This is a genomic window from Bradyrhizobium nanningense (assembly GCF_004114535.1).
GTDB classification, from domain to species: Bacteria; Pseudomonadota; Alphaproteobacteria; order Rhizobiales; family Xanthobacteraceae; genus Bradyrhizobium; species Bradyrhizobium nanningense.
Genome location: NZ_LBJC01000031.1, coordinates 1 through 17,822, shown reverse-complemented (window position 1 = coordinate 17,822; position 17,822 = coordinate 1). Strand labels below are relative to the sequence as shown.

The 17,822-nt window shown below is 59.1% G+C and carries 14 protein-coding genes; 10 read left to right on the top strand and 4 right to left on the bottom strand.

Annotated features, from left to right (window positions below; all coding sequences use genetic code 11):
* Positions 1-1,061 precede the first annotated feature (1,061 nt).
* From XH84_RS26115 to XH84_RS26095, 5 genes are all read left to right on the top strand, one after another.
* A complete protein-coding gene (locus tag XH84_RS26115; RefSeq protein ID WP_128922361.1) occupies positions 1,062-4,019 on the top strand; it encodes a DUF5801 repeats-in-toxin domain-containing protein in 2,958 nt (985 codons plus the stop codon).
* A 54-nt stretch (positions 4,020-4,073) separates the two neighbouring features.
* Positions 4,074-4,466, top strand: coding sequence for a hypothetical protein (locus XH84_RS26110; protein ID WP_128922360.1), 393 nt, complete (start codon positions 4,074-4,076; stop codon positions 4,464-4,466).
* A gap of 3 nt (positions 4,467-4,469) precedes the next feature.
* Positions 4,470-6,608, top strand: a complete 2,139-nt coding sequence (locus XH84_RS26105) for a peptidase domain-containing ABC transporter (RefSeq protein ID WP_128922359.1) — start codon at positions 4,470-4,472, stop codon at positions 6,606-6,608.
* The gene (locus XH84_RS26100) at positions 6,605-7,927 is read left to right on the top strand and encodes an HlyD family type I secretion periplasmic adaptor subunit (protein ID WP_128922358.1); all 1,323 of its coding nucleotides are present in this window, start codon (positions 6,605-6,607) and stop codon (positions 7,925-7,927) included. The genes XH84_RS26105 and XH84_RS26100 overlap by 4 nt, the downstream gene beginning before the upstream one ends.
* 382 nt (positions 7,928-8,309) lie before the next feature.
* Positions 8,310-9,584 carry a vanadium-dependent haloperoxidase gene (locus XH84_RS26095; protein WP_128922357.1) on the top strand — a complete coding sequence of 425 codons (1,275 nt, stop codon included), beginning with the start codon at positions 8,310-8,312 and terminating at the stop codon, positions 9,582-9,584.
* A 277-nt stretch (positions 9,585-9,861) separates the two neighbouring features.
* Here XH84_RS26095 and XH84_RS26090 read toward each other — a convergent pair whose 3' ends face one another.
* Together XH84_RS26090 and XH84_RS26085 are read right to left on the bottom strand one after the other, a co-directional pair.
* Positions 9,862-10,143 carry a hypothetical protein gene (locus XH84_RS26090; protein WP_128922356.1) on the bottom strand — a complete coding sequence of 94 codons (282 nt, stop codon included), beginning with the start codon at positions 10,141-10,143 and terminating at the stop codon, positions 9,862-9,864.
* Positions 10,144-10,316: 173 nt separating this feature from the next.
* Positions 10,317-10,505, bottom strand: coding sequence for a hypothetical protein (locus tag XH84_RS26085; RefSeq protein ID WP_128922355.1), 189 nt, complete (start codon positions 10,503-10,505; stop codon positions 10,317-10,319).
* Between the two features lie 220 nt (positions 10,506-10,725).
* Between XH84_RS26085 and XH84_RS26080 the strand changes: the two genes are divergently transcribed.
* The 3 genes from XH84_RS26080 (at position 10,726) to XH84_RS40035 (ending at position 13,471) form a co-directional block, all read left to right on the top strand.
* Positions 10,726-11,712 carry an AraC family transcriptional regulator gene (locus tag XH84_RS26080; protein ID WP_128922354.1) on the top strand — a complete coding sequence of 329 codons (987 nt, stop codon included), beginning with the start codon at positions 10,726-10,728 and terminating at the stop codon, positions 11,710-11,712.
* A 1,030-nt stretch (positions 11,713-12,742) separates the two neighbouring features.
* Positions 12,743-12,964: a hypothetical protein gene (locus tag XH84_RS26070; RefSeq protein WP_128922353.1), complete on the top strand. Its 222-nt coding sequence runs from the start codon at positions 12,743-12,745 to the stop codon at positions 12,962-12,964.
* A 333-nt stretch (positions 12,965-13,297) separates the two neighbouring features.
* The gene (locus tag XH84_RS40035) at positions 13,298-13,471 is read left to right on the top strand and encodes a hypothetical protein (protein ID WP_164937397.1); all 174 of its coding nucleotides are present in this window, start codon (positions 13,298-13,300) and stop codon (positions 13,469-13,471) included.
* A 733-nt stretch (positions 13,472-14,204) separates the two neighbouring features.
* Here the strand turns inward: XH84_RS40035 and XH84_RS26060 are convergent.
* Complete coding sequence (locus tag XH84_RS26060; RefSeq protein ID WP_128922351.1) at positions 14,205-14,573, bottom strand: hypothetical protein; 369 nt, start codon at positions 14,571-14,573, stop codon at positions 14,205-14,207.
* Positions 14,574-14,800: 227 nt separating this feature from the next.
* Here XH84_RS26060 and XH84_RS26055 point away from each other — a divergent pair, with 227 nt between their 5' ends.
* Positions 14,801-15,181, top strand: a complete 381-nt coding sequence (locus XH84_RS26055) for a P27 family phage terminase small subunit (protein WP_128922350.1) — start codon at positions 14,801-14,803, stop codon at positions 15,179-15,181.
* Positions 15,182-15,288: 107 nt separating this feature from the next.
* On the opposite strand, the gene XH84_RS40980 is transcribed toward XH84_RS26055, so the two are convergent.
* Positions 15,289-15,807: a hypothetical protein gene (locus tag XH84_RS40980; RefSeq protein WP_245471853.1), complete on the bottom strand. Its 519-nt coding sequence runs from the start codon at positions 15,805-15,807 to the stop codon at positions 15,289-15,291.
* 335 nt (positions 15,808-16,142) lie between these two features.
* Here XH84_RS40980 and XH84_RS26045 point away from each other — a divergent pair, with 335 nt between their 5' ends.
* A complete protein-coding gene (locus tag XH84_RS26045) occupies positions 16,143-17,543 on the top strand; it encodes an invasion associated locus B family protein (protein WP_128922349.1) in 1,401 nt (466 codons plus the stop codon).
* The last annotated feature ends 279 nt before the right edge of the window (positions 17,544-17,822 follow it).

Here is a 17,822-nt window from a genome sequence, read left to right as displayed (position 1 = left end):
CATCACTGCATCACTGCATCACTGCATCACTGCATCACTGCATCACTGCATCACTGCATCACTGCATCACTGCATCACTGCATCACTGCATCAGTGCATCTCCGCCAAGACCGTCGGAAAAGATGGTCAGCGCCAGCACGTTGAGCGTGATCAGCGTCATCTCTTGATTTGCCGGACAAGCCTAGCTGCGACGACTTATTATTTTGCGGTAATCCGTCAGGACGCGTTGTTAATCGCTCGACAAAGTAGCCCGCCCTCAACCAATCGATCGGAGTCGCGAGAGAGGGCCGCTATCCGCGTCATAACGCCTCACCACCGAGGGAGGAGGATGCAAGCTCGATCGGCGCTCTAACGCCGCGCCTGATCGTTCGCTGAGCATGTCCGCTAAACCAGAACGAGGTCGAAGCGCATTCGCGGAGCGCACGCGGTCCGCACATCTTCAACTGTTTTCAAGCGCTTGCCGGATTGCGATTTGCTCAGTCACCGGCGGCAAATAGCGAGGCCACACGCTGTGCTGATGTTGGTCGACCCAAAGATCGATCACGCAGGGATTGCCAGAACAATGCGCTCGCCGCTGCGGATCTAACCGAGAAGATATATATTTAAGCGCCTTTACGCGATGTCATTAGGGAGCTATTGTTGCTTTTTCTTCCCGACGCGATGACGTCGGGCTGAGTGGAATTTGCAGATCGCGCTATGTCGGCGACGGTTTTTCCGTTCGCTTCTCCACCTACACTCGTGGGAAGGGAGGCATGCAAATGCGGTCCATAGCTCATCGGTCCATAGAGCATCGATCGACGCTTGTCTTCGCGACGGGGCCACCCGGCAGATCCGGAGAGGCGAACGAGGAGTAACACCAAGCTCCCGCCGCGCCCCCATTTTCCTTTTCCAATGACTGTGGAGACTGACGACATATCTCGGCGATGAGGCAGATCGCTGAAGAGTGGGCGCATTGCGCTTTGTTTTCTTAGAAAGTTTCACTGGGCCATTGCGGGCCCACGCGGCGGCCGCTTCGTCCAGAGAGAGTGCAAGCGAGCGCCGCGTTTTCCAAGGAGGAAATCATGGCAGCACTGACCATCAACGGCAATCTCATCATCGACGAAGCCGCCAGCCTGCAGACCAGCGGCACTGATAATGACGCGGGCGTGTCGGCGGGAGTGGACAACGAAGTTGCCTGGTCTTACCTGCTCCTGAACATGAGCTCGGCGCTCCAGACTGAGCTAGGCTCGCTCGGCATCAAGCCCGCCACCGGCGAAGAGTCTGGCGACACCAGCGCGCAGTTTCCGCAGGTCGCGACGCGAACGATTGGCAGCAGCAACACCGATTTCATCCAGCTCGGCACGAACACCGTCACTGATCTGCAGTTCTCGGATTCCTCCGGGAATACGATCACCGACGGCACGGCGACCCAGATTTTCGCCACCCACAACGGGGCGCAAATCTTCCTCTACGCCGATTTCAACAATAACATCCTGCTCGGGCGCGAGGGCACCTCGTCAGACGGTGGCCTAACGTGGACCGCCAGTTCCACAGGAGCCGTCGCCTTCGCAATCGTGCTGGACGAGACCATCACCTCCGGCAACGTGACGGGCGGCAACGTCTGGACCATCCAGTACGAGGCGCTGAAGCACACCAACACCAGCGGAGTCGACGACGCCGACACGCTCAACCTTTCCGGCCTTGTCGATGTGAAGGCCACCTTCACCACGACGACGACCGTCAATTTCGGCGATTTCAGCCACGTGCCGTCCGGATCGGACGACTGGTCGGCCATCGAGCAGACCGCGACCGCCGGGACGGACAGCAGCGATCCCGACATGGTCATCACCGGCCTGGTGCCGGGCTCGAAGGTGACCGTCAGCACACAGGGCCTCGGCAACAATTCGCAGGCGCTCAATCCCGGTGACGCGGTGCGCGTCGACGTCGTCAACCACGTGAACTACCCGGACTTCCCACTGACGAATCCGGACGTCCACGATCTGTCGAAGCTCAGCTACACCACGCATGTTGGCTCGGTGACGGAGGCGAGCTTTTCGCTGACCCAGGTGAACCCTGGCAACGCGAATACCACCGTCAAGGTACACATATATGCCTTCAACGAAACAAATGACCTTCAGGGCGCCAATCTTGTCTCGACCGCCAGTGTGGGCAGCGGCGGCTTGACCGGCAACGACGAGACGCTGGTCCCGATCCTCGGCAACACGATCGAGGTGTATTCCGACCTGGCCAAGCAGCACCTGGTCACGTCAGGCATAACCATTACGGCTGCGGGTGACGGGTCCTACTTCATCGACGGCCTGAAAAAAAACTACACCGTCGATTTCCAGGTCGCCGAGTCCAGCCACATGGACCGCTTCGTGGTCGCCAACGCCCAGCCGACCAGCGGCTCCGGCTCCAATGTCAGCTTCGACGCCGGCAATTTCACGTTCAGCGTCGCGAACACGACGAGCGGGACGGAGCGTACCGGCGTCGGCGGCAACCTGTTGTTCGAGGACGACGGGCCGACGATCAGCTTGACGGGAAATTCGCAGACCGTCACAGATGACGAGAGCGACCTTGCCACGAACAATTCGGGCAATTTCTCGGGCCTGTTCTCGGTCAATTACGGGGCCGACGGGGCGGGCAGCTCGCCCAATCCGACCTATGGGCTCTCGACCGCTGGAGGCAATTCGAACCTGGTCGATACCGCCACCGGTAAGACGGTGGTCATGCTCCAGAGCGGTGCCAACGTAGTCGGGGTCGCGGGAACGACACTGTCCGACCCGATCGTGTTCGTGATCAGCGTCGATTCCTCGACCGGGATCGTGACACTCGATCAGCAGCGGGCGGTGGTACATCCAAACGCCAACGATCCCAACGACTCGGTGACGCTGTCGGGCACCAATCTCGTCAAGCTGACGGCAACCGCCACGGACGGCGACGGCGATCCCGCCGCGAAGACGGCAGACATCACGTCAAGCTTCAAGTTCCTCGACGACGGCCCGGCGATCACGGTCAACGATTCCTCCGGCACCTACAGCGCGGGCGCCCAGGGCACCTGGACAGAGGCTCCCGGCGCCGATGGGCTCAAGTCACTGAGCCTGGCACTGAACAGCTTCGAGATCGACACCCATGGTACTGTGACCGCCACCAATTCCAACAGCTCATTGATCAAGACGGACAATTTCCACTACAGCGGGTCGATCACGGGCGACTTTACCGACGACGGCATCGCCAACAGTCAGACGGTGCAGTTTACACTAACATTCGACCCGAACGCTGGTCCTCCCGCCACCTATGACTTCGAACTGACGACTCCCCCCGCGTCGACAACGACGATTTCGAGTGCGAACGGAAGCCTTGATGCGGGCGGGCCGGATCCGGTGCGGACATTGACTATCGGAAGCAGCGGGATCGTATTCTCCGCAGTTAATGCCACGACCAATCCGATCAGTATCGAGGGCTTCCTCGACGCGAGCGAGAGCCAAATCCAGACCAACGCCACGTATCTCAGCTCAGCGGCGATGAACGTCAGCACGTCAGGCATCGGGCTGGCCAACAACAACTTCGACGGCAACGCCGAAGCCGGCGTCGATGGCATCGTCGACAAGAATGGGGCCTTCGACGAGAGCTTCGTTGTTGACCCGACGGCTTTCCTGGTCAGCAGCATGAAGATCTTCATCGACAATTCGGTTGGCGGCTACGACCCCACGACCGAGGGCCTCTTCTACAGGACCTACACCCGCAACGCCGACAACTCGATCACCGCGGGCGCGATCACCAAGGTGGCGAGCACGGATCTCCATCCAGAAGCGGGCGGGCAAGTGAGCTTCGTCATCCCCTCCGTCGACCAGAAAAACGACCTCGACGCGGTCCAGCTCTTCATGGGTTCGGGCACGGTGAAGGTCCCGGTGATCGAGTTCAGTATTTCCACGACGATCAACCCGGAGCCGCTCAACGTGAACTTCACGGCAACCATCACCGATGGCGATAACGACACCAAGAGCGACCCGTTCTCGATCCACGTCGCGAACGCTTAATGCCCATGCAACAGCGGCCGGGCCGAAAGCCCGGCCGCTTTTTAGGATTAGGTCATGGACGCGGTGCCCGAAACCTTTGTCGATGCCTTTGGCGAAATCTCGTTCAAGCACGGCATGATCCGCATCGAGCTGGTATCGCTGTCGGGTCCCGAGCCGCAGGTCACGCAGCGGCTGATCACCAGCCTGCAGGCCTTCTCGCAAATGTTGCAGGCACAAAACGGTATGCTCGAGCAGCTCGAAAAGGCCGGAGTGATCCGCTCGTCCAGCGCCCCGCCCGCCGCCGAGCCGTCGCCTGAGCGGGGCGGTGTCGTAGCGACGGTGCGGCGGCTGACGCGCATCGAGCCGGTGCCTCAATCCGCAACCCCTTCGGGGGCGGAGGGCGGGTCCGTTCCCCAGCCCACCCTGGAGTTGGGGCCGCCGAAATCGCCGAACTTTAGCGAGAATTAGTCAATGGAAAGCACCGCGCTCGAAACCGCATTGAAATGTTTTGTTGCGGTCGCGCGGCACCACGGCATCGACCTTTCCATCGACCGCATCAGGCACGATTATGCACTGAAGCCCGACGACGACATCAGCCGGTTGTTGCCGAAGATCGCACGCAGCAGCGGGATGCGCAGCCGTAAATTGAAGGTCGGCTGGAAGGACCTGCAACGCCTCGGCGAGGCATATCCGACGATCGCCCGGCTGAACAATGGCAACAGCGTCGTCCTGCTCGGATTTCACGAGGGCAAGGTCGGCGTTCTCGACCCCTTGGCTGACCGCCTCGCGGTATTGCGCCTCGACCAGGCGACCTTCTGCAAGAAGTGGAACGGCGAGCTGTTACTGCTCCGCCGCACCTTCGCGCTCACGGATGAGAGCCGGCCCTTCGGCTTTGCGTGGTTCATCCCGGAAGTCGTCCGCAACGGCGCGACGTTCCGCGACATCGCGGTAGCCGCGGTCATGCTGCAGGTGCTGGCGCTTGCTCTGCCGATCTTTATCCAGATCACGGTCGACAAGGTGCTCGTGCACCATGCTTATACGACGCTCTATATGCTCGCCGCCGGGGTCAGCGCCGCAGTTCTGTTCGATTCGGTCTTCAACTATCTGCGGAGGATTCTGCTGGTCTACGCCTCGGCGCGGATCGATGTCCGCACCTCGATCCGGACTTTCGAGCGCCTGCTGTCATTGCCAATCGATTTCTTCGAGCGCGCCTCCGCTGGGGTCATCACCAAGCACATGCAGCAGGTCGAAAAGATCCGGGAGTTTCTGACCGGTCGATTATTCCTGACATTGCTCGACGCCACCTCGCTTCTGGTCGTCGTGCCGCTGCTGTTCTTCTACAGCGGCAGCCTCGCCACGCTTGTGCTTGGCTTTTCGGGCATGACCGCTTGCATAATCGGCGGGCTGATCCCGCTCTACCGCCGCAAGTTGCGCGTCCTTTACGAGGCCGAAGGGCAGCGTCAGGCCTATCTCGTCGAGACCATCCACGGCATGGAGACGGTCAAGGGATTGGCGACCGAGCCCTTGCGTCAGCGCGATTGGGACGCGCGCTGCGCCCAGGCCGCCGAGTCGCGATTCGATGTCGGACGGATTTCGACTTCGGCACAGGCAGTCATCGGGTTCCTCGAAAAGCTGCTGACGGTCGCGGTCATAGGCTTTGGCGCCCTACTGGTCTTTAACGGCCACATGACGGTCGGCGCGCTGATTGCGTTCAACATGCTGTCGGGTCGGGTCACCACGCCGCTCGCGCAGATCGTCGGACTGGTGCAGGGCTATCAGGAAGCTGGGCTCTCGGTGCGAATGCTCGGCCAAATCATGAACCGCACTCCAGAGCGACCTTCGCATGTACGCGGCCTGCGCCCGCCGATCGCCGGGGCGGTCGAGTTCGAGCATCTTACCTTCCGCTACAGCGAGAGCGCCCCGCCGGCCCTGGATGATGTGTCGGTCACCATACCGGCCGGGGCGGTTTTCGGGATCGTCGGCCGCAGCGGTTCCGGCAAGACGACGTTGACCCGACTGATCCGCGGCATGTACCCGGTACAGCTCGGCTCGGTGCGGATCGATGGACACGATATTCGCGAGCTCGATCTGCCGCACTTGCGCAGCCAAGTCGGCGTCGTGATGCAGCAGGGCTTTCTGTTCCGCGGAACCGTGCGGGAAAACATTGCTGCCACCAAGCCCGATGCGAGCCTCGAGGAGATCGTCCACGCTGCCACGATGGCCGGCGCCGACGAGTTCATCAAGGTACTGCCGCAGGGCTACGACACCTTCCTCGAGGAGGGCGGCACCAATCTGTCCGGCGGCCAGCAGCAGCGCCTGTCGATCGCGCGTGCATTGCTGCGCGGGCCGCGCATCCTGGTCTTGGATGAAGCAACTTCAGCGCTCGACCCGGAGAGCGAAGCGATCGTCCAAGCAAATCTCGCCCGCATTGCCGAGGGGCGTACCGTGATCATGGTGTCGCATCGCCTGTCTTCGCTCGTGGCAGCTGACGCCATTGTCGTCCTCGATCGCGGCCGTATCGCCGACTACGGCAAGCACAACGAACTCCTGTCCCGCTGCATGACTTACCGTCAGCTGTGGAACCAGCAGCACAGGCACCTCGCCCGATGAGTACGCTTCTTACAGCAGTGATCGACTTTCAAGGCGATGCCCGCAAAATTGACGAGAGGCGCCCGCCCTGGGTCACGCGAGCCACTTTGTACGTGCTTGTCGCGGTCATCATAATTGCTGGCATTTGGGCAGCGGTGGCCAAGGTCGACCGGATCGTGGTCGCGCCGGGAAGACTGGTCACGACGGCATCAACGATCGTCGTGCAGCCGCTCGAGACCTCGACGGTGCGCAGCCTGCATGCCTCGGTGGGCGACATCGTGCGGAAAGGCGATGCATTGGCGACGTTCGACCCGACTTTCAGTGAAGCCGATGCCAGCCAGTTGCGGGGAAAGGTCGAGAGCCTCACCGCGCAGATCGAGCGGCTCGAGTCCGAGCTCGACGACAGGCCGTACGCCCCCCAAACCCTCGATGACGAAGCGCGCCTCCAGTCGACGATCTGGATCCGGCGAATCGAGCAGAACAAGGCAAAGCTGGCCTCCTACAATCAGCAGATCCGCCATGTTGAAGCCGAGATGGCGACCAAGAGCGCCGATCGCGCGGCATTGGAGGTCCGCCTTGGCGTAGCAACGGATCTTGAAACAATGCGGGACTATCTCATGCAGAGGCAGATCGGCTCAAAGGTGAACTATCTCGATGCCAAGAGTCAGCGACTGCAGATCGAGCGCGAAATCCAGCTTGCGGTCAACAGCATGACAGAGCTCAAGGAGGATATCGAGCGTTTCAAGGCCGAGAAAGCGGCCTACCTAGCAGAGTTCCGCCGGAAGACCGCCGAGGAGTTGGTCCAAGCGCGCCGCGACCACGACGCCGCGGCCAAGCAACTCGATAAGGCGGCACGGCGGAATGCTGTCACGGTGCTGACCGCCCCCGCCGACGCGATCGTGCTCGAAGTGGCGCAGCGCTCTGTCGGCTCGGTCCTGAAAGAAGCCGAAGCGCTCTACACCCTCGTCCCTCTCGACTCTCCGTTAGAGGCAGAAGTCTCGGTCGAGGGGCTTGATGTCGGTCAAGTCGAAACCGGCGGTCAAGTCCGCCTGAAGCTCGAGGCGTGGCCCTTCCAGAAGCATGGTACCCTGTCCGGTAAGATTCGGACCGTCACGGACGATGCCTTCACGCCGGATCCGAAGAAGGATGGGCAGCAGCGTCCTTACTACAAGGCGCGGGTGGAGTTGACCGCGGCCGACCTGCGTGATGTGCCGCGCAATTTCCGCCTGATCCCCGGCATGACGGTAACCGCGGAGATCAAGGCCGGCGAGCGCACGATCTTGTCGTATTTCCTCTATCCGCTGCTGCGTGGTCTCGACGAAAGTATCCGCGAACCCTGAGGCAGATCGAGGCTCCATGCAGAACTAGAACAGCTGCTGTCTGCAACGGGGCCACAACCGGACATCTGTGCCGGAAGAAAGCGGCCCAAACTCCTCTGACATTGCTGGCCGCGCGCGTTCGGATGATGCCTGCTTGTACAAAGACAAGTCTTCTGACGCGATTCGACCAATTCGAATCCTCTCGTTTGTGAAGAACTTCATACATTTTCGAACTTCTGGTGCTAACAATCGGATCGCTCCAAGGGTGCTTGCCCCTTCAACCAGAGATGAGGGGCAAAGGGCCGTGCCGAGCGCGGCACCTGGTACGCAACAGCCAATCACAGGGCCGTCCGCGCCTCATTGAACCGCGTACAAGCAGTGTCAGACATCGATGGAGTAAAACATGCGTACACCCTCGATTCACAAAGTCATCGGCTTGATTCCGGCAGCATTGATCGGCGCCTGGCTTGCGATTCCAGCGACCGTAAGCGCCAACGTCATCACCGATTGGGACGCAAAAGCCATCGACGCAGTTGCGCCGTTGGCGAGCGCCCCAGCGTCGCCATACACACCCTATGCAGCTTATCGGATGATGGGGATAGTCCACGCTGCAATGTTCGACACCGTCAACTCGATTGAGCGGCGTTACCAGCCATATCTGGTGCAGTTGCCCGCGGATTCCACGACATCGAAGGAAGCCGCTGCAGCGGCTGCCGCCGCCGCGGTCCTGGCCACAATCGATGCAAAGACCGCCGCGCAAATGAAACGTGAGCTCGTCAGCTATCTCGCATCAATGCCAGATGGTATGGCCAAGTCGGAGGGCATCAAGCTCGGCGAGACAGTTGCGGCAAAGATCTGGGAGGCGAGGGCAAACGACGGCGCAGAGGGGCCCGATGACTACCGGCCGCGAACCACACCCGGCGTCTATGTGCCAACGCCGATCATGCGGGGCCCAATGTGGCCAAAGGTCAAACCGTTTGCAATGGTAAGTCCTTCCCAATTCCGGCCAGGCCCGCCGGTTGCGCTCGACAGCGTGGAATGGGCGAAAGACTTCAATGAGATCAAGGATTATGGCGCACAGAAAAGTGCGAAGCGAACGGCCGAGCAGACCGAAACGGCCCGCTTCTGGCTCGTGGCGGGCCCGGTCGCATATCACCCCTTCCTGCGGCAGCTTGCGATTGCCAAGGAGATGGATGTCGTTGACAGCGCGCGATTCATGGCGCTCGGGGGAATCGCGCTCAATGACGCATTGGTCGCGGTGTTGGATGCCAAGTACCATTACAATTTCTGGCGACCCGTCACGGCAATTCGCAACGCCGATATAGACGGCAATCCGGCCACAGATATCGATTCAACCTGGCAGCCGATTGCCGAAACGCCGATGCACCCAGAATACCCGTGTGCTCATTGCATCTTGAGCGGAAGCGTTGCGGGAGTAGTCAAGGCAACGCTCGGGACTGGCGACATTCCCGAGATCGCAATGACAAGCCCGACAGCTTCGGGCGTAACTCACCGTTGGGATAACGTGATGGCGTTCGCCGGCGAGGTGGCGAATGCTCGGATCTGGTCCGGCTTCCATTACCGCTCCTCGACCCGCGTCGGGACGAGCATGGGCCTCCAGATCGGTGAATATGTCGTCATGCATGTTATGCAGCCAGTGATGACGAGTTCACGATAAAACCTCTACTGCGCCGGCCATTATGATGAGTCCGGCGCAGTTCTCTTGCCGGACAATCCATCCGCGAGTGGTCCTCACGTAAGCAATCTTGCAGCCGGTGACGAAGCGCTCGGTGCGATCGCTTGGCGAGACCTGAGAAGATGCTCTCTAGACCGAGGTCCGCACTGGGTCATTCGCGGTGATTTGGCTGCCCGCTCGTGACTTCCGACTTACCCCGAGAAACGGACATTCCCGCAGATAGTCGATAGGTCTCCAAGGGGCCAGAAGCGGAATGACGTTATAAGCCCGGGGGCGACGGACGCACGTCGTGCCCCAACTGCAATCCGTCGCATGCGCGGCAGCCTGGACAGGACTCTTTCACTTTCTCGATAGCGAGGTGACGTAGAGTAACCGGATCTGCTTCGCCACCGGCGGCCAAAGCCAAAATCTTCTCGGCAAGGCAGGCCATCAACGGAGGCGCCCGCTGTGCCTCTGGCACCGGTCTGACCGCATCCGCCAGAATATCTCGCAGCAGCGCGGGACGATTGATTTGCGATGGCTTGAGCTTTGCAGAATCCATGACCTCTCTCACGAACGCTACATACAACAGCAGATTGTTCTCCGGGCTTCCGCGTTGGCCGGTTTCCTAAAAGAGGGGCCGCCGAGTTCATCATTCGACGGCCCCGTTTTTCGTTCAGCGTGGCTTGGGGGGGCGCGTGGGATGCCACACCAACGAAAGAGGAAAAAATATAATCAGGTGATTGAAAACCGGAACGCTCTCGCAATCTCGACGCGCCTCGTCCCTGCCGGCAGCTTGCCTCTTTCGTTTTCAAGCAACCGCAGAAGCACACCACGCTTATCCGCGTGCGTTTCACTTTCAAGCAGCACTTTATAGTGAGCGACGTTCTGAGTGATGATGAAAACTTCCATCGCGTCAGTCACGTGGGCCTCGCCGTCCGAACATGCTGGTTTCATACCGCATGCGCAGCCGAGTCAGAACGATTTTCTACAGCCAGATCTTGCAGACATTACTCAATTCTTGAATTCAGCAATTGGGTATTCCTCTGCCGAACTTGAGCAACATTCGGCATTGATCTAGATCAGCTTCAGAACCCACTAGACATGCCATTTTTTCACTCGATATGACGGGGTCCGGTTCGATATGGATTCTGCTGAATACCCGCTCAGCCGATCTCCGGTCGTCCGCACACGCGACCCGGAAGAGATGAGGGATGCGCTGCATACGGTCTATGGGGCAACTGGATTTTCTGTCGCGAATTCAAGTGATTTCCAGGGGGTGGCAAATTACCTGGTATTGCCCAACATCGGGCTCGGCTTTTGCGGATATGCTGCCAAAACGGTGGTCGAATTTCCCGAGGGCGATTTTGCAAGGCTACAAATCGGCCTCAAGGGGCAAGCGGGCGTCGTTTTGGGCACCACCACGACGGTGCCGGTGGACGAGCAGCACCTCGGCATCACCCCGCCAGGGCAGCCGAGTACCATCATATTCGAACCCGGCTTCGAGCAACTGGTACTCCGCATAAAGACGAGTGCACTAGAGAAGGCGTTAGCAGCACTTCTCGGTGCACCACCTCGTGGGACGCTACTGTTCGACCCCACCGCGCCGCCGAAGCAGCCTGCGGCCCATCTGTTGCGTCAGCTGACCATGTTCTTGGCCGATCAGCTAAATTCTATGGCAGCGCAGCTACCTAAACCGACGCTGATCGAGCTCGAGCAAGCGCTAATCATGACGTTCCTCTCGGCTCACAGGCACAACTACATCGAACTATTGGAGAGCTCGGCGACGGAGCCAGCGCCTCTCGTAGTCCGCTCGGCCGAAGAATACATCGAAGCAAATTGGGGACGTCCTGTTCTCGTCGAGGAGTTGGCAGCCCAAACGAACACCAGCATTCGCAGCCTTTATGCGGCTTTCAAGAAGTATCGCGGATATTCGCCGATGCAATTTGCAAAGTCCGTGCGGCTCCGACGCGCCAGGCAAATGCTCCTGGAAGGAAATCCGAGAACTTCCGTGTCTCAGATCGCCTTCAAATGCGGCTTCGGCAACCTGGGCCATTTCGCTAACGACTTTCGGAAAATGTTCGGAGAACTTCCATCGGAGGTCTTCGCGCGAGGACGGCGCTTGAAATAGAGCGGCTTGTCTGCAGCGGGTCAAAATGCGAAGAACTGAGGCTGAGCACATCAAGTCCGCTACGGTCCACTGAGCCGACCTCATGAGCGTGCAGTCACCTCGCGAATTGATCAGCGAGGTCGTCGAGACGTCTCTTACCGAAGCGACCGCCACTTGCTCTTTGCCCCGGTAAATGGGGTAGAAGCCATTTACCGCCGTTTACCGGCAGGCCAGCCTCCGGAGTAGCCCCGGCCGGCAGAACGCACAGGCGGCGATTTATACCCGGAGCCGTTGGAGGTCCGTCTGGCTCAGAGCCAGGTCCCCAAGCCGCGATCCCCTCCCGCCATGTTTGCCGCCGCGTCGCCGCACCGCTGCCGCGCGCTCTTGGGCACAGTCTTGGCGGAGTAGCATGATGAACGCGGCCCGATCCCGCGGAGAAAGCGACCGCCATTCCCGCCATGCCCGTTCTAACTCGGTCATCGGCCTTATCCCATTGAATTCGCGAGCCTAGCGGATGTAGCAAAGTCGGAAAAGACGGGGACCAAATACGCTGACAGGACGTCGTCGCGCGTCCCCCGCGCCTCAAGGCCCGTTTCGGAGGACCCGCCAAAGCGCCGACACAAATTTCCAGAGTGGCAGCGACGGCACGTCGTCCTGGCGATCCGACGGGGTCGACGGTGCATCGCCGTCTAATTCGGTAAGCCGCTCTACCATGCCTTGCAGTCGCGCTGGTAGCGGGGTGACCTCGTCGGCGAGGGTCCCGCGAAGTCGCTCACCAATCTCGTTGCAGATCGCCCGGCGATGCTCCGGGTCAATATCGGGGGATGGACCATAGGTGCGGGTCGGAGGAGTGTCCGCCATGGCTGCCACCGTTGGCCTTGATGTGCACCGCTTCTATGCGTGCACGGGTATCCTGCCGCCAGAATAATAACGCGCGACGTGTTACCTTGATCCCCCTTCTAGGCACTGACACGGCTGATCCGTAGTTCTCCGACGCAAACGAGTTCCCAGTGGTATGATGTCCTTTTACGTGGGCTTGGAGGCTTCGAAAATGTCTACCTACCTGCGATTACAAACTGCCGATTTGAAGCCGGCGATCATCAGCCGCATCGCCGCAGCTTACGAGCAGGCGTTTCATATGCTTTGTGTAAAGGATCGTGACGACCCGCTAACGGAAATGGTCGCGAGGAACGTCATCAAGATTGCGCAAACCGGTGACCGTGACCCGGCGGAAATTGCGGCTCTGGCGATCAGGGAATTGGAAATGCGTTAGCATCTCGTGCCTAATGTCTGGAACTGAAACATTCCCCATTTCGGGAGGTTGGCTATTGGGCTTCGGGGCTTCGCAATATGCGAGGCACGCCATGACCTCTCTACCGCCGGGCGAAGCAATTCTCACAGTCGCCATCATGGGTCTCACTGTCCTAATTGAGATTGCGCTTTTCGCCTCGATCGGATTGTTCTGAGAGCGCCGCGCGGCCAGGAGAACGCCTCCCAAGTCCTGCCGAAGTTTTTCGCCGGTCCCCGCGACCATGGACCTGCCTGCCACGGAACTAATTTTCAGCGAACACAATTGTCTTGTCGTCAGCGATGGAGGATCATCGCCATGAGGATCGAATATCTCTCTGCGATTGTGATAGCTGTTCTTGCCGCAGGAACCGGGCTGGCGGTCAATTCTATTGGCTCGCTGCCCTCCGACATGCAGTCCACGCCGACGATGCAAGTGGCAGACCGACTAGCTGCGTCGGTCGATCCATTCTTGCATCGATCAGGTGGGTAATAGGCGGCGTTGCAGCCAACGATGCTTGCATCCTGTGGTAAGTCATTTCGCGCTGTAGTTGGAGTTTTATTCGCGCAGCAGCGCTCTTGAGTTGTTTGACGAAATTTTGCTGAAACAAAGCGCTGCTACAATATATTTTAGGTAATTGGCCCTGTTCTTTTTTGTGCCGACATTCCAAGTCAGCCAATCGCGCCCGACGCTCAAACATAAGCTGTGAATGGGCTCACATCGGGCAGCGATCAACGGGCCAAGGTCATCCGAAAATTCGGTACTGGAAATTCTACGATCATTTTCAAACGACGGGGGCCCCCATGCCCGCCATATTCGACCTGCTCTATCGGGAATACTGCCGCGCCCGCCTCGCTGAAATGCGGAAACAGCTTCTGATCGTGGGACAAGATCCTGAAGGCCTACAGGCCGATTGTGATCGTGCTGATCAGGGAAGCGTTGGCAGGACGGACACGCAGCACGAATTTAGCTGCGGCGCGCCGAATTGAAGCGGTCGCAAGACATGAGGCTCTCCTCGACGCCGCATCCCTAAACAGGCCGCGATGGCTCGGGAGGCAACAATGAACACATCCGAATGTTATACTGTCACCGACGCGCGATCTAGGGCGGCTCGGGTTTTGGCGCGCGTTGCGCATCTGCACGCCGGGGCGGCAATTGCGGGTGATCGCGGTGATATTGGATGCTCGCCGAGGGACATCGCCGTCGCCCAACATGAGCGGGCTGCTCAACGTGATTGTGCACCTGACAAGATAGCCTTTCTGAGTAAGTACCCTCCGAGTAGGATCAGCAAAATGGGTATCAACGGCAACGGAATCGAAAGCAGGTCCCATGCGCCAGCTGCAATGAGCAAAAGGCCCATCGCAACTCCGAACGGCTCGACCTTTAAAGTCCTCATTTGGCGCATCGCTTGCGTGGCAAGCATGATGGCCCCAACGCCGATTAGAAACCAAGACCAGGGTATTGCGGCAAGCATAACGATGCCGACCCAAATGAAGAACACCGCCCACGCACTTGCATCGATCTCTCTTGCGGGCCCTTCACTAGGTTCGGAGACGTGTGGATGATCTGTGACAGAGGAATGCATATCGGTCATGATTGTCTCCTCTACTTGGCCCTGGCTTAACGATCGGAGATTCTTGTCTCCGCGCGTTGACGTAGATCAAGGAGAACAGTTGCTCAGCGCGCGGCGGGGGAGCCAAATAAATCGAAAAGAACTGGCCCGCACGACCGGCGCCACGGTCAAATTGAAACGATACCAAGCTTTCATCGCGCGAGCGGTTTTCGCAGCGAACACGACAAAAGCATCAGGGATCAGCGGCCATGATCCGCAAGCAACCGCCTCTGTCCGTCGTCGGATCGACATCGTCTGAAATCGCTTCGTCGAGGAAGCTCGGTATGCATGGGGCCGCGCTCTGGGATCGTGTTCAGGCGATGTATCGCATCGAGGATGTTGGCGGCGTCGAAATCCTAGCCCAGATTTGCGCCGCACTGGATCGTGCCGAGCAGTTGGCCGACGAAGTTGCGCGCGACGGTCCCATGATCATGACCAAGTCCGGCATGCGCGAGCATCCGGCGCTGAAGGTTGAGTTGGCATGCCGAGCGTTCATCACGCGAAGCCTGCAGCGGCTCGGCCTGAATTTGGAAGTGGTCAAGTCACCGGGACGGCCGCTGAGCGGCGGCATTGGGTGGCGTGGGGACTAGGTCTGCATTGCCTTCAAGCGCGGATGGATGACCGGCATCTCTTGAGGTCAGAGATGGGCCAGAAGCCAAAACGGCGGGAAGATGGCCCCGCCATTTCGTTCGCGAATCTATTGAACGGTGGCATTCATCGTAATTACGGACGTACCGTGCCCTGTCGGCCCTTTGCCCGTGAAGCTCACCGCAAAGGTATCTGGACCTTTGTAACCGGCTTTCGCCGTGTACACGTAGGTAGAAACGTTAAGCTTCTTGAGCGTCCCGTGCGAAGGCTTCGTCGCGATACTCGAACTCGTCGCGCTTCCCTGCATTCTAAGCGGAAACAGGCAGCTTCCCCCGGAGGCGACGCCGAAATACCCAGTCGAATTCACTCCCCAGTCCGACATGACCCCCGTAGCCGGGCATTCCGATACGGCATGGGCAGACGAAAAGCTCATTGCAGTCAGGGCAGCAACAAGAAGTGCAAAGACGGTTGAACGCATCATTTCCTCCATAAGATTATTTCCAATGATTTTGCCTATGGCGGGATCGGTAGCGAAGCCTTGATTTGCATCAAGCAGAAGAAGGAGAGCTGCATTTCGCCATAGCTGTCGAATAGGAAGCCTGACCTGAGATGTCAGTCTGTGCGTCACAACCTTTCTGGCCTTATCGAGATCACTCGTGTCGCTCCAAAAACGTCTGCTTTGGGGTCAAAATCGGCGGTCCAGATCGCTGCAATCAGTTTCCGCTCTACAACCGACAGCCGACACCCCAACGAGCATTCCGCTGGACAGCGACGGGCCAGGAGCAGTCTATCAACGAGAGGGTCTGCGGGCTTCCAGCCCACAATCGGCAGCGTCTCGGAGCTTGACCTAAATCAACAGATTCGCGTCTCGTCTACATAGGTTTTCGAATGAGCCATTAGCGCCGGGCCCTCTGAACCTTGCCGATTTCGCCACAAGCCCTTCTTTGAGAACGGAGTAAGAAGATGCTGAAGCGCCTTCTAGTCCTTCTAGTCTGGCTGGGCTGCCTGCCGCCTTTACTTTCTCCGGCAGCTGCAGAAGACGTTGCTGCGTCGCCGAAAATCCAAGAAGAACTTTGGGCGCTACCCTTTGCACTACCCGTGCTCGCATTCGTGGTGAAGCCGGTTGGTGATGGTCCATTCCCTCTCGTGATCATGAATCATGGGATTGCTCTGGGCCTTCAGGAACGAACGATGTTCCCGTCGATCGAATACCGCGCCGCCGCCCAATGGTTTGCGAAACGCGGCTATTTCGTAATCTCCCCGATTCGGTATGGCGCCAGCAGCCTGGATGACAAGGATCAGGGACTCTATGGGTCCGTATTTGCACATGTGGGCAGTTGCGACAATCCGAACTTCCGTGGTCCCGGCCTCGCCATTGCCACCCTGAATGAGTGGGTCATCGACTATATGAGGAAGAAAAAGATCGTTCAGCCGGGCAGGGTTGTCGTCGTAGGACAGTCGGGCGGCGGATGGGGATCGATCGCTCTCGCAAGCCTAAACCCGCCATCAGTTCAGGCCATCGTCACGTTCGCGGCGGGACGCGGAGGCAGAGTGGACGGCAAGCCCAACAAGAATTGTGCACCGGACAAGCTCGTCGCTGCCACCGGCGACTTCGGTCGGACTGCGCGAGTGCCTATGCTATGGATATACACGGAGAACGATAGCTATTTTGGGCCGGAATTGACGAGGCGAATGCATGATGCTTTCGTGGCGGCGGGAGGAAACGCTGAGTATCGTCTGCTTTCGGCGTTCGGAAACGACGGTCACTTCATGATCGATTCGCCTGACGCGCTGCCGATCTGGTCTCCGATTGTGGGCGAATTCCTTGAGAAGCATTCAATACCCGGCAATGCGCAACAGCAGGCGGGCAGTTCTTCCACCGAAGAGATTCAGGTCAAGCCTCCCCGCGTGAGTGTCCCAGAAAAGATACAATATTCAGAGTGGCGAAAGCTTTGCTTTGAATCGTCCGATGGGACGACGATCTGCCGAACGTCATCTACCGGAATCGATGATCTCGATCAGGTTGTGGCACGAGTCGATCTGATTCAACGCGCTGACGGTCCGGCCCGCTTGCAGTTGTTTGTGCCACAAGGAGCGGACCTGCAGCGTGGAGTCACGGTATCGATAGACCACGGGCCCTCAACCAACATTCCGTTCAATTGGTGTCTCACCAACATCTGCATTGCGGCGGCACCGGTGGGCGCGTCTCTGATAGCAGAGCTAGAGACCGGCCAGACTTTGAATCTAAGCCTTACTGATATGAACTCTAAGCCGATAGCGCTGACACTGCCGCTCGACCGATTTGCCGCTGTGCGCAAGGGTGGTCCAGCGCAAACGTTTGACTTTGGTCTGGATGAGGACTGATTGGTCGGGCTTGTTGGCGGTCTGATTCTAATTCAGGTGTGCCGCTCTGCACGGGCGTGGGCGCAAGCGTGCGGGAAACTGTTCGACTTCCGCTCCGGGTCAACAGCGCCGCTTTGACCAGCGGTGGGGAGCTTCCACTTTACCCCCGATCCCGGACGTCGCGCCGCAACGCACTAACGGAAGCGGTGGGCCATGTGTGGACGGCTCCGGGTTGGCAAGGAGAATCTTCACGTCGCAGTATTGGTCGGAGCAGCCATGTGTTCGGCCTGTTAGCGCGGT